Raw genomic sequence first — 16591 nt, 5'->3', positions numbered from 1 at the left:
TGTGCGGAATGAAATCGGTCTTGTTGAACGCCCCGCGGAGCTTGTCGGTTGAGGAAGTCGAAGAGCCGAACCGGCCCGGGGACGGCGAAGTGCTCGTTCAGGTGCAGCGGGTAACGCTGTGCGGCTCGGATATTCATTACTTTCTGCACGGCTCCCATTCGACGAAGGTGCAGTTTCCGATCGTCCTCGGTCACGAGGCTTCGGGAGTCGTCATCGCGACGGGAGACAACGTAACTTCGGTCAAGCCGGGCGATCGGGTGGCGATCGAGCCGGGCATATGGTGCGGACGGTGCGTTTATTGCGCGCGGAATCAGTATCAATTTTGCGAGAAGATGCAGTTTATGGCTTCCAAAGGCTATCCCGGAGCGCTGCGTGAAAGGGTCGTCTGGCCGGAGTCGGCCGTTTGGAAATTGCCGGACCGGATGTCGCTGGACGAAGGGGCGCTGTTGGAGCCGCTATCCGTTGCGTACGCGGCGATGGAGGGCACCGATTTCGGACAAGCGTCCAGCGCGCTAGTTCTAGGTGCAGGCTCGATCGGGCTGCTAGCCTGCGGCTTGATCCGGCAGCTTCATCCTCATGTCGAATGTTTTGTGCTGGACAACCGCAAGGAACGGTTCGATCTGGCGAGACGGCAAGGAATCGATACTGGCCGGGCGATCGTTTCGGGCGATGCGGACGCCGAGTTTCCGGCGGCCGACATCGTCATCGATACGACGGGACATCCGGGCGTCATCGAGAGCGCCTTCCGTTCCATGAACAAGGGCGGCCGCATTCTGCTGATCGGCTTGTCCCGCCAACCTCTCGGGCTGGACGTTATGGATTTGGTTTACAAAGGGGTGACGATCAAAGGCTCGTACCGTTACTCCCACACGTATCCGAAGCTGCTGGAGCTATCGGACGTCCATAGTTTCGGGACGTCCAGTCTTATTACGCACCGCTTCGGGCTCGGTCAGGCGCAGGAAGCGTTCGAAACCGCGTCGGCGGCGCAAAAAAGCTTAAAGGTCGTGATTGAACTGTGAAGAAAGACGCGATCGTTACCTTTGATATCGGAACCAGCTCGCTGAAGGCGTGCTTATGGAATTGGGACGGAAGCATCGTCGCAACGGAGCAGGCGGCGTACGAAGTCCGTTTCGGATCGAACGGAGAAGCGGATCAAAATCCGGAAGACTGGCTGAAGGCCGCCATATCCACGTCGGCCTTGCTTATGAACGAATACGGGGAGCAGTTTGCCGTCGCGGCGATCGGCTTGACCGGTCAAATGAGCGGTTGCGTGCTGGCCGATTCCGAAGGCCACGCGAAGCTGCCCGCCATGACCTGGCAGGACAGAAGGTCCGCATCCGTCATTCAGCCGCTCTCTTCGGCAATTACGGATAGTTGGTTCTACGAACTGACGGGCCAGCGGTTCGATTCCGGGCTGCCATTCGCGAAGCTGCTCTGGATTCAGAAGCATTATCCGGAGCTTCTGCCCGGAAGCACGATGTTCGACGCCCCCAATTGGCTCGCCTTTCGGCTGACAGGCGCCAAAGTGAACGATATTACCAATGCGTCCGGGACCGGTATTATGAACATCCGCACGCGCGAATGGTCGGACGAAATCGGCCGGGCTCTGAACATTCCGCTCGACGTCCTGCCCCGAATCGTTCCGTCCAGCGCCGTCGCGGGCGCGCTGTTGCCGGCAATGGCGCGGCAATTGCGGCTTACCGCCGGAATTCCGGTCGTCATCGGAATGGGCGACGGGCCATCGTCGTGCCTGGGACTAGGCATTACGAGGTTCGGGCAAGGGTATTGCCAGATCGGCACGTCGGCATGGATCAGCACTTACAGCGACCGTCCGCCGTCGGAGAAGGACGCGGGACTGCTCACTTACGCCTATGCCCACGGATACGTGCCGACCGGTTCGATGCAGGCGGCCGGACAGGCGCTATCCTGGGCGAAAAGCTTGCTCGGAGAAGCGAAATTGGGCCATTACCCGGACGCTAAGCTGCCGTACCACCTTCCTTACATGTTCGGCGAGAGGTCGCCTCATTGGTTTAGCGAGCCTCGCGGCACTTTTCTCCATATGGCTTCGTGGCACGGAAGGAACGATCTTTATACGTCCGTCTTCGAAGGAGTCGCTTTCCACCTACGGTCGATCAAAGATATTTTCAGAAAAGGCGAACTGCTGGCGCCTGACCGGCCGCTGCTGTTTTCAGGAGGAATGCTAGGATCGCCGGAGATTGCGGAGCTGCTGGCCGTCATGTTCGGGGAACCGATTCTGGTCGCGGATAATCCGGTTTCCTCCACCGGTCTCGGCGCCTTCTTCTGCGCCAAAGCGGGCGTCGAGAACAAGGATCCGCTCGCGATCGCGGAAACGCCGCCCAATCATCTTGTACGCGGCGACGAGAATTACGCCGAACAAGTTACGGAACGCTATTCGAATTTTTTGCGGTATGCCGAACGAATTCTCCATTAAAAAGCTTGCAGACAGAAGAGGAGTAGAGAGAACAATGCGCATAGGTAACCGATTGAACCGGAACGGAGGGAGAAAAGCATCATGAGCGAACGTGCATCGGTTTATTATCCGGGACTGGATGTAGAAATTGAACAGAATCCGCTCGGATTCAAATATGGAGATGGCGTATACGGTCCGGCTCCGGAACGGCGGACGTTGGACCAAATCCGCGGAAGTCTGCGAAATCCAGATTCCGACGGCCCCGAAGTCGTCTACTCGATCGCGATGGACGTGGCGAAGGAGCGGCATCGGAGCGTGCTGGAAGAGCGCATGCTTCTGTTCGGTATCGTCACTTACGCGTCCGGCCGAATCGGGGACGAGCCGGTCCGCAGCCAGGGTCATATCCATCGCGTATCGGAGCATAGCGGCTGGTCGCCTCCGGAAATCTATGAAATCTGGTCAGGCAAAGCCTATATTTATATGCAGGAAAAAGCCGAGGATGATCCCGGAAGATGCTTCGCCGTCCTTGCCAAAGCAGGCGACGTCGTTGTTGTTCCGCCGTTCTGGGCTCATGCGACAATCAGTGCGGATCCGAATCAGGCGTTAACTTTCGGAGCGTGGTGCGACAGGGAATACGGATTCGAATACGACGACGTCAAAGCGCACAAAGGACTTGCCTGGTATCCGGTTGTCGAAGACAATGGGGATATCCGGTGGGTGCGGAACGAAAACTATCGCCTTTCCGAGCTTATCGTGAAAGAGCCGGGTGATTATTCGCGCCTGGGTATCCGGAAAAACAAGCCGATTTACGAGCAGTTCGAAGACGATCCGGATTTGTTCCGATTCGTGTCCAAGCCGGGCATAAAAGGGAAGGAATGGATCGCCTTCGCTCCGTAATCCAGTAAGGCAGGTGCAGTGCTTATGATTATTTCTTCCGGAGCTTTCGTTTCGGACAACGGCCGTTTGCGGGGCGAGAATGTCGCCGGATCGGTTCGGAGGCTTAAAGATTTGCCGGGCTTGTTCATGGACGATACTGCGTACCGTTCCATGGATCCTGAGCAAATCGTGTACGAAGTGCAGTTGCACAACTCTTGCGGGAGCGCGGAAGGCGGGTTGTTGTTCGGCACAAGTACGGTTACTCCGGGTAAGGTCGGTCGGGAATATTTCATGACGAAAGGACATTTTCACGAAATACGCAATAGGGCCGAATATTATTGGGGAATTTCGGGCAAAGGCGTGCTGGTGACGATGGACGAACGAAGGCAGGCGAGCACGGTGAGAATTGAACCGGGTTCCTTGCATTATATTCCCGGGCATGCCGCCCACCGGATTGTGAACATCGGTGATTGCCCGCTCGTTGTAGGGGCATGCTGGCTCGCCGATGCCGGATACGATTACGATTTGTTGGCGAAGGAAGGGTTCTCCGTGCGGATCGTAGAGGAGAATGGAGCTCCCGCCATATGGAGCAACAAATAACGACCTTTGTCGAAACGGAAAGGGCGAGCGGAATGAATTTGAAAACGATCGTGCATTTCGGCGCGGGAGCGCTTGGACGCGGAATGGTGGTCCCTCTTCTGTTCGAGAGCGGATACGAAGTCGTTGTGCTTGACACGAACGAGGAACTGAACCGCGAGTTGAACCGCGAGGGCGGGTACAGGCTGAAGCTGTCGGACGACCAGAGCGGGGATGGGGAACGGGAAATCCGAATCCGGGAGGCGCTCTCCCCGGTTGCCGACAGGGACAGAGTAGCGGAGTATTTGAAAAGTGCAAATGTGGTGACGACGTCGGTACGCCGGGAAAATCTCGTTCACGTTGCCCGGGCGCTGGCGGAAACATGGGGCGAGCTGGACGGGGAAAATCGGATGGTTATTTGCTGCGAAAACATCGAGAACGTTGGGAGCTTGTTCAGAAGCTTGCTGGTCGAGGCGGCCGCAAGCGAGGAGCAAAGCGCCCGCTTGCGGCGGATAGCCGTTCCGGATACGATCGTCGACCGCATTTGCACGGCGAACTGGCCGGAAGGCACGAATGTAGTAGCCGAAACGTTCCACGAATGCTCGGTCGACGCCAACGAAGCGCCGCAGACAGGTATCACCCTCATCCCATCGGTCGCTCGGATCGAACGAGACTTCGCCAGAAAACGGCTGCTGCTCAATACGTATGCCGACGCTATTTCCTTCCTAGCTAAGGGGGAGGGCAAAACGTATTTGTTCGAGGCAGCGCGAAGCGACGACATCAACCGGATGATCGAGCCTTACATGGCTTTGCTTCAAGAGATGCTCAAGCTCGAATACGACTGCGACTCTTCCGAGCTGCAAGAGTGGAGAAGCAAATACAAGAGTCGGTTAAGCAATTCCGGGATACCGAGAGAGTTGGACACGGTGGCGAGAAACTTGTGGGCCAAGCTCGATTTGAATGAACGGTTCGCATGGCCTTTAATCAAGCTGCAAGAACACGGGGTCGATATCGGCGAGGGCGCGAAGTTTTTGGCGAAGCTCGTTCGGACGGCGGACGGCGAGGGGCAATCCGCGGCCGAGCTTCAAGCGAAGCTTGAAGGGCTGTGGGGAACGACTCCGGCCGGCCGAAAGTTGTGCGAGCTTGTAAGCGAGCGGCTCGGCGAATAGTCCGGCATTCCAGGGACTGTCCTGATTGGTACCGTAAGGGACCCGAAAGGACAGTCCCGTTTGAATGGATGGAACGCGAAGGGACATTCCCGGGCAAGAGGAGAATGTCCCTTTACGATAGATTAATAAATCTGAAACAATGGCAGCGACTTACACGAGCTTATGCTTATACCACTTATCTCCTCTTAATCGCAAGCCGAAGATCAATCCCCGTACGCCCCACTCGGCAATCATGGCCACCCATATCCCCATGACCCCGTACCCAAGAACGATGCCTAGAATATAACCCAGACTAATACGGAAAAGCCACATCGTAAGCAAGGAAGCGATGGACGTGAACTTCGAGTCCCCGGCCGCGCGCAACGCCGCGGGCGTGATGAAGCTGAATGCCCATAGAATAGGCTGAGAAACGGCCATTAGCAAAAAGAGCCAATAGATGGTAGGCACTGCCTCGGTCGGCGCGGCGTACAATTTCATGAGCAGCGGAAAGAGAGGCAAGCTGAGTAAGGTCAACAAAGTAAATAGGATAAAGGACAACCATAGGAATGATTTGATAAACTTCCTGGCATCCTGTACGTCTTTTCTTCCGATACACTGCCCTACGACAGTCACGATCGCGATGCTTAGCGTGCTGCCGCCAATCTGCAAGAACATCGCGATCGAACCGCCGATCGCGTTGGCCGTCATGGCGATCGTGCCGAATTTGACGATAAAGGTTTGCGTCAATAATTTGCCGCCGTTAAAGAACATTTGCTCGGCTGCGAACGGCAGTCCGATGAACATCATTTTCTTCAGAATGCTTGCGTCGAGTTGAAATAGCTTTCTCATCTTAAATTGAAGCGTATGGTTGTATCTGAGCAAGTAGATGAACGAAGCGATCGCTCCGATGCCGCGCGCGATAATGAGCGAGATGGACAGGCCGATGATTCCCATATCGAAACCTTTAATGAAAACGAAGTTCAAAACCATATAAGCGAGATTCATAATGACGGAAAGATAGAGGCTGGCCTTCGTTTCGGATACGCCTCGAAGAACACCGGCGACGGACTGCTCAACCGCGAGGAAAGGAAGCGAGATGCAGCTCCCGATCAAGTACAGCGTCGCTTTGTCGAACACGTCGGCCTCGGCATTGCCGAACAGCAGGCCTAACGTCTGGGCATGAAAGATAATGACGACAATGCTGATGAGGAGAGCGAATCCGGTTACAGCCGTTATCGCTTGGGCTGCGGCGCGGCGCACCATGCCGGGATTGCCGCTTCCCTTATATTGCGCGACAATAACGGTTCCTCCGGTCGCCACGGCGATAAATATGCTGATAATGAAAAAATTCAGCGTATCCACGGTGCTAACGGCGCTGATCGCGGCAACGCCGGAAGAGCTGATCATTGCAGTATTCAGGATGCTCATCAGCACGATGAAGGCGGTATCGACAAAAATCGGTATCGTGATTCCGAATAATTGCTTGTAATCCATAGAATTCCCCGTGAAGTATTTGCCGAGCAGGAATTCCGCTTTGTTTCGTATGGCTGCGCTTGTCTGGCTCAATGGATCATCACTGCTTTTCTTTGTCTGACATGAAAGACTACCTGTATTCTACTCCAATCCTCAAAGTCTGTAAAAGCTTTCGTCTATGCGATTGAACGGGGCTGATTAGTTAGGGTATACTTTCCATATCCAAGGATTTTTAACAATCGATTTGCCTATGATACAGGCGATTTAAGGAGTCTAGTTGTTTTGTTAAGAACCTATTTTAAGATGGAAAGACGGAAACTCGCCGTTGGTTTCTCCCTGTTCGTCCTTATATTGATAGGCTCGCGCATTCTTTGGATTACAGCGTTTAACGGCGCGGATCAACCGCATGCGGTTAACGGACAGTTGGATTTGCGAGATTGGAACGCCGAAGCGGGTAGTCCCTTGACGCTAGATGGTCAATGGGAGTTTTACCCGTATGCTTGGCTGATTGAAGGAGCGAACCGAACGGAACCCGCCGCAAGCGTTCCCGATTACATTCATGTTCCGGGAAGCTGGAACGCGCACCTGAATCCGGAAAGTCGCGAGCCTTACGGTTACGGCACGTATCGGCTGCGCATTCTCGTTAATCCGGAGAAGGACCACCTATACAGCATACGCGTTCCGAGCGTTCGCAGCTCGTCCGCTTTGTACGTGAACGGCAGCTTGCTGGCCTCTTCGGGGCAGCCGGGAGCGGCAGAGGACGAGTATGCCGCGGGCAACGTTCCGTACACCGCTTCTTTTCATTCCGGCAGCAGCGGCATCATCGAGGTCGTTGTCCAAGCGGCCAACTACAAAGATCCAAGGGAAAGCGGAATCGTCCGTTCGATGAAGTTCGGGACGGAGAAAGCGATTGCCAAGCAGACGCAGTTGTCGATAAACATGCAACTGATGGTAGCCGTCGTTTTCTTGATGCATGGCGCATATGCGCTCATATTATTTTTCATCGGAAACCGGGATGTCAGATTGCTTTACTTCTTTCTGCTGCTCGTCGGCGCTATGCTGATGTTTCAGCTAGGAAGCGATGACAAGCTTATTCATGTCTGGTTTCCGATCGGTTACGAGTGGGGCTTCAAATTGGTCCACCTCTCCATGGCCGTCATTGCCTATTCTTTGATCCAATGCGTCAGATTGCAACTTCCGGTTTCCTGGCGCAAGCCCGTTCAGGCATTCGCAATCTTCTGCGCAGTCGCCGGATTGCTGGCGCTCGCGCTGCCAGCCAAGCCTCTCGTGACGATCCAATCTTTATATACGGCGTGCGTTGCCCTATCTATTCTATCTGCCGGGGGATCATTGCTCCGCGAGTCGATGAAGAATATCAAGGACAACGTGTTATTGCTTATGTCCCTGATCGCGTTCTCAAGCCATCTCGTTTGGTGGTTTTTGCTCATGTTTACGGGGATTAAAGTCGTATACTATCCGTTTGACCTTATCCTATCGACGACTTGTTTCGCGTCCGTCTGGTTCAGACGATATTTTCAAGCGCTCGAGGAATCGAAGAAACTCTCGGAGAAGCTGCGTAGAGCGGATAAGCTGAAGGACGAGTTTTTGGCTAATACGTCCCACGAACTGAGAAATCCGCTGCATGGCGTTCTCAACATGTCTCAAGCCGTTCTGGAGAGAGAGCGGTCTTCGTTGCAAGTCAGCAGCGTCAAGGATTTGGAGACCGTACTGTCCGTCGGACGGCGGATGTCGCTGATGTTGAACGATTTACTCGATTCGATGAGTCTAAGGGAAGGAACTCCTCGGCTGCACTTCCGGCCTTTCTCGGTGCATGCCGTCGCCACCGGCGTAATCGACATGCTCCAATTCATGACGGAAGGCAAGCGGGTTCATCTATTGAATCGCATTCCCGATCAGTTCCCGCAAGTGATCGCCGATGAAAACAGGGTCATCCAGATCGTTTTTAATCTGCTTCACAACGCGCTGAAGTACACCGGCGACGGAGAAGTATCGATAAGCGGCCGCGTACAGGATGGCAGGGCGCTAATTACGGTTGCGGATACGGGCATCGGGATGGACGAGGAAACGATGCGGCGTATTTTCGAGCCTTATGAGCAGCATGATGCCGGCCAGACGATGGTCGAGGGAGGGTTCGGATTAGGGCTGAGCATTAGCAAGCAATTGGCGGAGCTGCATGGAGGCACGTTGCATGCCAGCTCCGTTCCCGGTCAAGGTTCAGAATTTTCCTTTACGCTTCAACTGTCCGATTCTGCCGTTATCCCAGGAGAAGACGAGCTGGACTTGGCTTCGTTCGCTTTCGCGGAGGTCGCTTCAGCCGTCGCTCCAGCCGTCCCGTCCGATAGGGATTCAGAGCGGCAGTCTGGGAGCTACGAGGATCGGCCGAGAATACTGGTCGTCGACGACGACCCGGTGAACCTGAAAGTGCTCGAAACGATTCTTGGGCAGGAACATTATGAGATCACGACGGTCACAAGCGGATATCAAGCATTGGACGTATTGGATGAGAAAGAATGGGATTTGGTCATTTCGGATGTTATGATGCCGAGAATGTCGGGATACGAGCTGTCGCGCACGATTCGTCAACGGTTCACGATCGCCGAGCTTCCGATTCTCCTCCTGACGGCAAGAAGCCTGCCGAAGGATATTGAGAACGGATTTCTCTCCGGCGCCAACGATTATGTCGCGAAGCCGGTTGATCCGCTGGAGATGAGATCGCGGGTTAAAGCGTTAACCGATGTCAGACAATCCGCGCGCGAGCGGCTGCGAATGGAGGCATCGTGGCTTCAGGCCCAAATTCAGCCGCATTTCCTATTCAACACGCTGAATTCGGTTGCCGCGCTGAGCGAGATCGATACGGAGCGGATGCGCAAGCTGCTCGAGACGTTCGGCCATTTGCTGAGGGACAAGTTCAGACCTCGAAATATCGACGAGCCGGTCCCCATCGAGGAGGAATTAAGCATCGTTCGCTCGTATCTTTTCATAGAGAAGGAGCGCTACGAAGACAGGTTAAACGTGGAATGGGAGCTCGACGATTGCCGGGACCTGAGAATACCGTTGCTGACGATTCAACCTCTGGTCGAGAATGCCGTCCTTCACGGCATTATGAAGCGCGCCCGTGGAGGCAAACTGCTGATCCGCATCCGGAATGGAGAGACGCACGCAGAGATCTCGGTCGAGGACGACGGCGTCGGGATGGACCATACAACGCTGGAACGATTGCAAAGCAGAACCTCAGCCGGTTATTCCGGAGTCGGTCTTCTGAATACGGATCTTCGATTAAAGCGCCGGTACGGGCAGGGCCTTCATATTCAAAGCATACAGGGACAGGGAACAACGATTTCGTTCACGGTGAACAAATCTTAATCGGTTGGATCTTTATCAAACGCGACAGCGAACAGGCTGATCGCGTTTTTCAATGTTATAAGCAGGATTGACATTACCATTGTATTACTGACATAATACAATGGAGGATAGGCAGGTGAGAAGCGCGTGTTGAATTTCTACGAACTAAAGCTGAATCACAAGGACCCCGTATATTTGCAGGCGGTCTTGTACGTGAAACGGCAAATTCTGCTGCGCAGAGCGGTGTCCGGAGACAAGCTGCCTTCAAGGCGCGAGATCGCCGCTCAGCTTAGCATTAATCCGAACACGGTGCAGAAAGCCTTTAAGCTGATGGAGGATGAAGGCTTCGTTCGAACGAGCAGTACGCTCGGGAGTGTCATTTATGTCGACGAGACGATAATGCGCCGCATCGAAGAACAATTGACCCGGGATCTGGTTAAATCGTTCGTCGAATCGGCCAAAGAAATCAATCTGTCGTTCAAGACGGTCGTGGAGCTGATCAGCGAGAACTGGGAGTGAGTTTTTTTTCGTTTGCTTGTACTATATCTATAATACAATAGGGGTGCTGAGCGACATGAAGGGGTTATACCGTCTCGTCAACATCGAGTTTGCCAAGTGGCTTATGTTTATCGCGGTGCTGTGCGCCGCCGCCGTCATTTTGCCGCAGATTGCGATACAAGACCGTTTGAAAAATTACAACGAGTTTACCGTGAACGCCCCTTTCGAGGAGCTTTACGCTTCGTCCGGAGGCGCGATGCTTTTTCTCGTTTTTCTCGCTCTGATTTGCGCCTATTTCCTGGTGACGGTCTATGCGGATTATTGGGGCAGCAAGAGCGTCTATACGTACTTAACGCTTCCTGTGAAGCGCGAGGCGCTGTACTTCAGCAAAGTTATCGTGTTCGCGGCTTGTCTTCTCCTGTTGCTTGCAGCGCAGTTGATCGGCATCCGGCTTGGTTATGCTATCTATGCCAATAAGGTGGCGAGTTACGGAGAGGGAATGTTCGTCGTGCATAACGGTTATTTCTTGGCGATGATCCGCTCCGAGTTTTTCCGCCTATTGCTCCCTTTGAGCTTCAGCAGAATGTTATCTACGTTTGCATTGTTAGCAGTTACCGTTACGGGATTCTATTATGGCGCGCTCTGCGAGCGGAGCAGGAAGTTCTACGGATTCGCCGCAATTATTGCCGCCGCATGGATCGCCATCAGCGTAATCGGATACCGCATGAATGAGAAGCTCCATTATATGGAGCCGAAGACCTTATATGTAAGCAGCGCATTGCTCTTGGTTCTAAGCGGATTTTTCATCTGGCACGGGCTTCGTATCGTACGTAAGGGCGCAGTCGCATAATTACGAGAAGGAAGGAGGGAACGAGATGGATCGAATCAAGAAACACGCCGCCATTCCCGCGCTGGTTGCGGCACTGGTAATCGTGATCGCTTTTGGCGTTAACGCTTACGGGTTAAAAGACAAGGGCATGATCGAATTAAAAGATTTGCAGGGAAACAGGGAAGCGATCGCGGACATCAAGTTCGGCGGAGAATTAAGAGACGGCGTGCACCGGATGGCATTTGACATTGATCGGGGAAAGGTCAGCGCGAATACGGAGCTTTTCAGGCAACCGAATAATTCCTATGTATACCGTTACGCTTTTGGCGGATCAAAGCGAACAGAAGACGGAATGGAATACAGCGTTGAGAACTATACCTCAACGTATAAGTTCACGTCGCGCAAACTCAAGTATTGGTATACGATTCCCGTCGGTAATGCGGAAGTAACCTTGCCTGTTGCTTACCATGATCCCGAAGGGCGAGCCGATAGTATCACGCTGGCGAATTCGCCGGAATACGGCTTGGCGAAAATCGGGGATAAAGTATACTTTACTGCTCCCTTATCTTCTTATTTCACCGGCTCGAGCGGGATCTATGAACTGAAATTCTACGACTGGGGTTTCGGACCCGGCGCGAATCCGAAGGTGTATGATCCCCGTAAAGTCGTCGACATTCCGTTGGAAGCGAAGAAGCCGGACGGAAGCTCGGGCATGGAAATTCTCGGCCTTGAAGCCGTAAACGGTCGATTGGCCCTAATTACCGTGGAGAACAACAAGCTGTATATTAGAAGCTACGATAACGAGACCGGGGAACTGCTCGGAGAAGCCTCGGTTCAGGTCTTCTTCTTGTCTGGAAAACCGGACAGTCAACTGCCTGCAGGCGCCGCGGCCTACTCCGAAGGATATGAAGCGTATATCGACCGGGACCGCCCCATACTGACGCTGAGCTTTCGCACCGTTTCTTCCGGAGAAGAACGGAGGAATACGACGGTTTTCAGTTTTGATTTTACGGACGGAGTCAATCTTGCGGATACGACCTATGCCTTTTTGAACGACGGAGAAGAGGATACGTACAGCGGGATCAAGGATATGATCTACCGGAACGGCAAGCTGTACGTGATCAAATCGTGGCGCGAGCCGGAAAATGAACATTCTCGCACCCGCTATGAAGTTGCTCGTCCTAAACATATGTACGTATATGTCTATGAGCATTCGAAGTTGATCTACAAGGGCGAGCTGATGACCGAGATGAACGATGACAACATACGGACGTATAACCTTTATTCCGGAATGGGCGGTTTTGGCTATGATCAGATGGATTATCGGTATTTCGCCAATATTGCGATCGAATAAGACTGGAATGCGGAGGGAACGTCAGTGATCGAACTTAAGTACGTAGATAAAAGATATCCGACGAGCAATGCCTTGTTGTATGTTCACGGCTTAACGATCCGCAAAGGCGAGATCGTAGGCATCCTTGGAGAGAACGGGAGCGGGAAAACGACGTTGCTCAAATCAATCATGGGAATCGGTGAACTGCAAAACGGCGAGATTACGATCGAAGGGAAATCCGTCGGCGAACAATACGAGCGAATGGCATTTATTACTGAAGAGGGCAGCTTCCTGCCTCATCTGACGCCGAAGAAATACGCGCATTTTCTGGCGGAATTCTTCCCCCAGTTCGATCTCGAATACTTTAATGAGCTGCTCCGGCGTTACGAGCTGCCTACCGATCGGAGGATCAGAACGTTCTCCAAAGGGCAAAAAATGAAGCTGGAGATCAGCGCGGGCCTTGCCAAAAGAGCCGACTATTTCTTCATGGACGAACCGTTCGTGGGCAAAGATATTTTCGCGCGGCGAGAGTCGCTGAAGCTGATGATGTCCGGTCTGAAGGGCGACGAGACGCTGCTGATCACGACGCATCTGATCGACGAGATCGAGAACGTCATCGACCGCGCCGTAATCCTTTTTAAAGGGCTGATCCGGCAAGATCTTTATATCGACGATATAAGGGAGCAGGGAAAAAGCCTGGCGGACGTCATGCAAGAGGTGAGAAACACAAGGCCTTTTTATGACCATTGAAATTCAAAAGCTCAAGCCGGTCATCGGCTTGAGCTTTTTTAACAGTATAGAATTTATAAGTTTCCAGGGGTGATACAGGTCTTCATCCTTTTCGTTTTTTGGTTCTTGGGGTGATTAGTGATGAAAAACATCGTAATTCCGCCTTGTGGGGCTCTGATGGGGAGCAAGTACGATGAAAAACATCGCTAAGAGGAGCGAGCCTCCACTTTTTATTCGCCTCAGGGGTGATTAGTGATGAAAAACATCGTACTTCCGCCTCGCGGGGTACTGATGGGGAGCAAGTACGATGAGAAACATCACTAAAAGGAGCGAACACACTCATTAGGACCGTCAGGGAACGAACTTATCCCTGACGGTTTTTCTTACATGAATCCGGTCAGTTTTTCTTGTCTTCGATATTCTGATAATAACGTTCCCCGTTACGAGGATTAAACCAGACTTGCTGTTTAATGCCTGTCGTCGGATCGATAAAGACTTCGTCCGTTTTTTGAAATTCGAAAGGGGGTTCGTTCACGGATCTTTTTAATCGATTGCGTCGATAAATGATCGTTCCGATGATCGATATGACGACGACCAACGGGCCGCAAATAAAGTAGAGAACCGCGAGGAATGTCATGGTCATGGCTACGCCTTTTCTACGATAACCGCAGTTCCGTAAGCCACGATCTCAGACATGGTCTGACCGATCTCGCCCGAATCGAAACGCATCATGACGATGGCGTTCGCGCCCATGGCATGCGCGTTTTGAATCATGCGGTCAATGGCGGATTTGCGAGCATCCTCGATCATCTCGGTGTATTCTTTGATTTCTCCTCCGAACACGCTGCGAATCGAAGCCGTAATATTTCCCCCAAGACCGCGGCTTCTTACGGTAACGCCGAATGCGTGACCTAATACCCGATCGATACGGTAGCCTGCGATATTTTCCGTTGTTACGACTAACATGTCATTCACTCCTGTACGATTGATGATAAGAATATACCACATTTCTTCGAACCGATTTCATAAAACATGAAAATGCAAACTAAACTTGCTCTTCGACGTTGATTCGCTTCTGTGCGCGATATTGTCCGGGCGTGAGACCGGTTTGCAGTTTGAACTGCTTGTAAAAATGATCGCTGTCTTTCAGTCCGACCTGCCGCATAATTTCTTTGACGGTTAATGCGGTGCTGTGCAATAGTCGGCGGCACTCTTCCAGACGTCTCTGCCGAAGATAATTCTTGAATGGCATCCCGAAATGCTTGGGAAACATGCGGGACAAATGGCGAGGACTCCAATGCAAATCCGCCGCCACCGCCGCCAATGAGACTTCGCTTAAAGATTTGCTTTGGATGGCCTGAATGATGCGATCTTTCACTTGACTCGTAAGTTCTAAGGGAGGCCACTCCGCCTGATGAATTTGTCCTTGTTCCGTAGCCAGACATAGGTTGGAGAAAAGCTCCAAGATAACAGCGGCCAGTCGGGTGCGGCTTATCGCTGTATTTTCTGTGCTCAAGCTTTTTAAGAGATCCGTTTGCTGGCGCAGTATAGCGTGTTTATCGATAATGTGTATCCAGTCCGGCCCTGTTGTCTGAATCGCCTCTGGCCAGCGTAACAGCCATGCAATCATACGGCGCACGGCTTCATCGGGAACAAAGCGGGTCAAGTCCTTCAGCCATTCGGCGCGAAATATGATGTCCCTAACCAACAGCTTCGAAGGAGCCGAGCCGTTTAGCGCCGGACGGAAAACATGTGTAGTGCCGACAGGGATCATGTAAAAATCATTTTCTTGAGCGGCAAAGGAAGCGCCGTTAACATACTGTGTCCCTTTGCCGTTAAGTACTAGTATGATCTCGGGAAAGTCGTGCGAATGTTCCTGCAGCCAATGATGTTCATAGACGTCTTTGACCGTGACAAACTCTCCGTCCGGCAATACTTCGGCTTCCGAATAATGACTGAATGATCTCGTGGCCTTCATGTGCCGTTTTTCCCTCCTGTCTTATAAACCCGGATAGTGTCTAATAACCCGGTAATTTTCTTGTGTTGCCCTATTATACAATAAGGCCATCAGCTGAAAAATCACGAATGTGGCTGAATAACAGCAATGTGGAGGAATCACGATGAGCAAATATGATGTTGCCGCCTACATTTGGCCCGCCTATACGGGAGACGAACCGAGATCCAGAATGTTCTGGCCGGAAGGTATGGGGGAATGGCAATCGGTCAAAAATGCGGTCAAGAAATTTCCAGAGCACGACTGGCCCCGCCAGCCGTTATGGGGATACGTCAATGAGGCGGACCCGTATGTGATGGAAATGCAAATCAATGCAGCCGCGGATCATGGCGTCAATGTATTTATTTATGACTGGTATTGGTATGATCGACGGCCATTCCTGGAACAGTGTCTGAATAACGGGTACTTAAAAGCCCGCAATAATGACCGAGTGAAATTCTACTTGATGTGGGCCAACCATGATGTGAATCAGGTTTGGGACATTCGGATTTCGCATCAAGAGGACAACATCATATGGGAGGCAGCAGTAGACCGGCAGGAATTCGAGCGAATTGCCGATCGACTGATTGATCACTATTTCAAACAGCCGTCTTACTATACGATTGAGGGAAAACCCGTGTTCATGATTTACGATTTGGCGAATCTGATGAAAGGCTTGGGCGGGGCACAGGCTGTGCGCGACGCTTTCGACTGGTTCCGCGCGCGAGCTGTAGAGAAAGGACTTCCCGGACTTCATTTGCAGCTTACCTTGTGGGATGAGCGGAACTTTAATGTAAGCGGTGTGGATGGGAACAAGACGGCCACTACAGCCGAAATCGTGAACCAGCTCTGCTTTGACAGCATGACACACTATCAGTTTGTCCATTTCGTCGACGTCGATCGCGACTACAACGAGATTATGATCGATGTGACGAAAGAATGGGAACGTATCAGCAAAGCTTACGACATTCCTTATTTCCCTCATATTTCTTTAGGTTGGGATAACAATCCGAGATTCCAGGGGTTCCGGCCTCAGGTTGTGAGGAACAATACGCCTGAAAATGTACAGAAAGCATTTCAACAAGCTAAATCTTATGTTGATGCGCATCCGAACCAACTTCCGCTGATCACGGTGAACAGTTGGAATGAATGGACGGAAACGAGCTATTTGCAGCCGGACGATCTTAATGGGTACGGATATCTGGATGCGGTGAAGAAAGTTTTTGGCGGCAAGGAATAGAAAGATAGCTTAATACGGGTACTTGCAGGCGTTAAAGATGTCAATTGGAACAAAGAGATAGACAAACACAACAAACCGACTTTTTAGTAAAATCGGGATACC

At 52.3% G+C, this 16591-nt stretch carries 15 protein-coding genes; 11 read left to right on the top strand and 4 right to left on the bottom strand.

All coding sequences use genetic code 11. From position 1 onward, the window contains the following. Window positions 1-8 precede the first annotated feature (8 nt). The 5 genes from FPZ45_RS03900 to FPZ45_RS03880 all read left to right on the top strand — a co-directional run bounded on the left by FPZ45_RS03900 (window position 9) and on the right by FPZ45_RS03880 (window position 5052). The gene (locus FPZ45_RS03900) at window positions 9-1019 is read left to right on the top strand and encodes a zinc-dependent alcohol dehydrogenase (protein ID WP_144698645.1); all 1011 of its coding nucleotides are present in this window, start codon (window positions 9-11) and stop codon (window positions 1017-1019) included. Next, window positions 1016-2452, top strand: a complete 1437-nt coding sequence (locus FPZ45_RS03895) for a xylulokinase (RefSeq protein WP_144698643.1) — start codon at window positions 1016-1018, stop codon at window positions 2450-2452. The genes FPZ45_RS03900 and FPZ45_RS03895 overlap by 4 nt, the downstream gene beginning before the upstream one ends. Before the next feature lie 81 nt (window positions 2453-2533). After that, on the top strand, window positions 2534-3328 hold the full coding sequence (locus FPZ45_RS03890; protein WP_144698641.1) for a glucose-6-phosphate isomerase family protein: 795 nt from the start codon (window positions 2534-2536) through the stop codon (window positions 3326-3328). 24 nt (window positions 3329-3352) lie between these two features. After that, window positions 3353-3907, top strand: coding sequence for a glucose-6-phosphate isomerase family protein (locus FPZ45_RS03885; protein ID WP_144698639.1), 555 nt, complete (start codon window positions 3353-3355; stop codon window positions 3905-3907). Further along, a complete protein-coding gene (locus FPZ45_RS03880; protein WP_186438219.1) occupies window positions 3892-5052 on the top strand; it encodes a mannitol dehydrogenase family protein in 1161 nt (386 codons plus the stop codon). Before FPZ45_RS03885 ends, FPZ45_RS03880 begins: the two co-directional genes overlap by 16 nt. A 150-nt stretch (window positions 5053-5202) precedes the next feature. Here the strand turns inward: FPZ45_RS03880 and FPZ45_RS03875 are convergent, their stop codons facing one another. Beyond that, window positions 5203-6597, bottom strand: a complete 1395-nt coding sequence (locus tag FPZ45_RS03875) for an MATE family efflux transporter (RefSeq protein WP_425456944.1) — start codon at window positions 6595-6597, stop codon at window positions 5203-5205. A 189-nt stretch (window positions 6598-6786) separates the two neighbouring features. On the opposite strand from FPZ45_RS03875, the gene FPZ45_RS03870 reads away from it, so the two are divergent. The 5 genes from FPZ45_RS03870 (at window position 6787) to FPZ45_RS03850 (ending at window position 13277) form a co-directional block, all read left to right on the top strand. After that, window positions 6787-9888, top strand: coding sequence for an ATP-binding protein (locus FPZ45_RS03870; RefSeq protein ID WP_342780021.1), 3102 nt, complete (start codon window positions 6787-6789; stop codon window positions 9886-9888). 126 nt (window positions 9889-10014) lie between these two features. Further along, window positions 10015-10386, top strand: a complete 372-nt coding sequence (locus FPZ45_RS03865) for a GntR family transcriptional regulator (protein ID WP_144698635.1) — start codon at window positions 10015-10017, stop codon at window positions 10384-10386. A gap of 55 nt (window positions 10387-10441) precedes the next feature. Further along, window positions 10442-11215 (top strand): hypothetical protein, encoded by a 774-nt coding sequence (locus tag FPZ45_RS03860; RefSeq protein WP_144698633.1) that lies wholly within the window; start codon window positions 10442-10444, stop codon window positions 11213-11215. Window positions 11216-11240: 25 nt separating this feature from the next. Next, on the top strand, window positions 11241-12548 hold the full coding sequence (locus tag FPZ45_RS03855) for a hypothetical protein (RefSeq protein WP_144698631.1): 1308 nt from the start codon (window positions 11241-11243) through the stop codon (window positions 12546-12548). 24 nt (window positions 12549-12572) lie between these two features. Further along, window positions 12573-13277, top strand: a complete 705-nt coding sequence (locus FPZ45_RS03850; RefSeq protein WP_144698629.1) for an ATP-binding cassette domain-containing protein — start codon at window positions 12573-12575, stop codon at window positions 13275-13277. A 376-nt stretch (window positions 13278-13653) separates the two neighbouring features. Here FPZ45_RS03850 and FPZ45_RS03845 read toward each other — a convergent pair whose 3' ends face one another. The 3 genes from FPZ45_RS03845 to FPZ45_RS03835 form a co-directional block, all read right to left on the bottom strand. Beyond that, entirely contained in the window at window positions 13654-13899 is a 246-nt protein-coding gene (locus FPZ45_RS03845) for a hypothetical protein (RefSeq protein ID WP_144698627.1), read from the bottom strand. Window positions 13900-13901: 2 nt separating this feature from the next. Further along, window positions 13902-14222 carry a heavy metal-binding domain-containing protein gene (locus tag FPZ45_RS03840; RefSeq protein WP_144698625.1) on the bottom strand — a complete coding sequence of 107 codons (321 nt, stop codon included), beginning with the start codon at window positions 14220-14222 and terminating at the stop codon, window positions 13902-13904. Between the two features lie 79 nt (window positions 14223-14301). After that, the gene (locus FPZ45_RS03835; RefSeq protein ID WP_144698623.1) at window positions 14302-15234 is read right to left on the bottom strand and encodes a helix-turn-helix domain-containing protein; all 933 of its coding nucleotides are present in this window, start codon (window positions 15232-15234) and stop codon (window positions 14302-14304) included. A 142-nt stretch (window positions 15235-15376) separates the two neighbouring features. Between FPZ45_RS03835 and FPZ45_RS03830 the strand changes: the two genes are divergently transcribed. Next, window positions 15377-16489, top strand: coding sequence for a glycosyltransferase WbsX family protein (locus tag FPZ45_RS03830; protein ID WP_144698621.1), 1113 nt, complete (start codon window positions 15377-15379; stop codon window positions 16487-16489). Window positions 16490-16591: the final 102 nt, after the last annotated feature.

Source organism: Cohnella terricola (genome assembly GCF_007786475.1).
Lineage (GTDB): Bacteria > Bacillota > Bacilli > Paenibacillales > Paenibacillaceae > Cohnella > Cohnella terricola.
The sequence above is the reverse complement of the archived record's forward strand: the minus strand, read 5'-3'. Positions and strand labels throughout refer to the sequence as shown.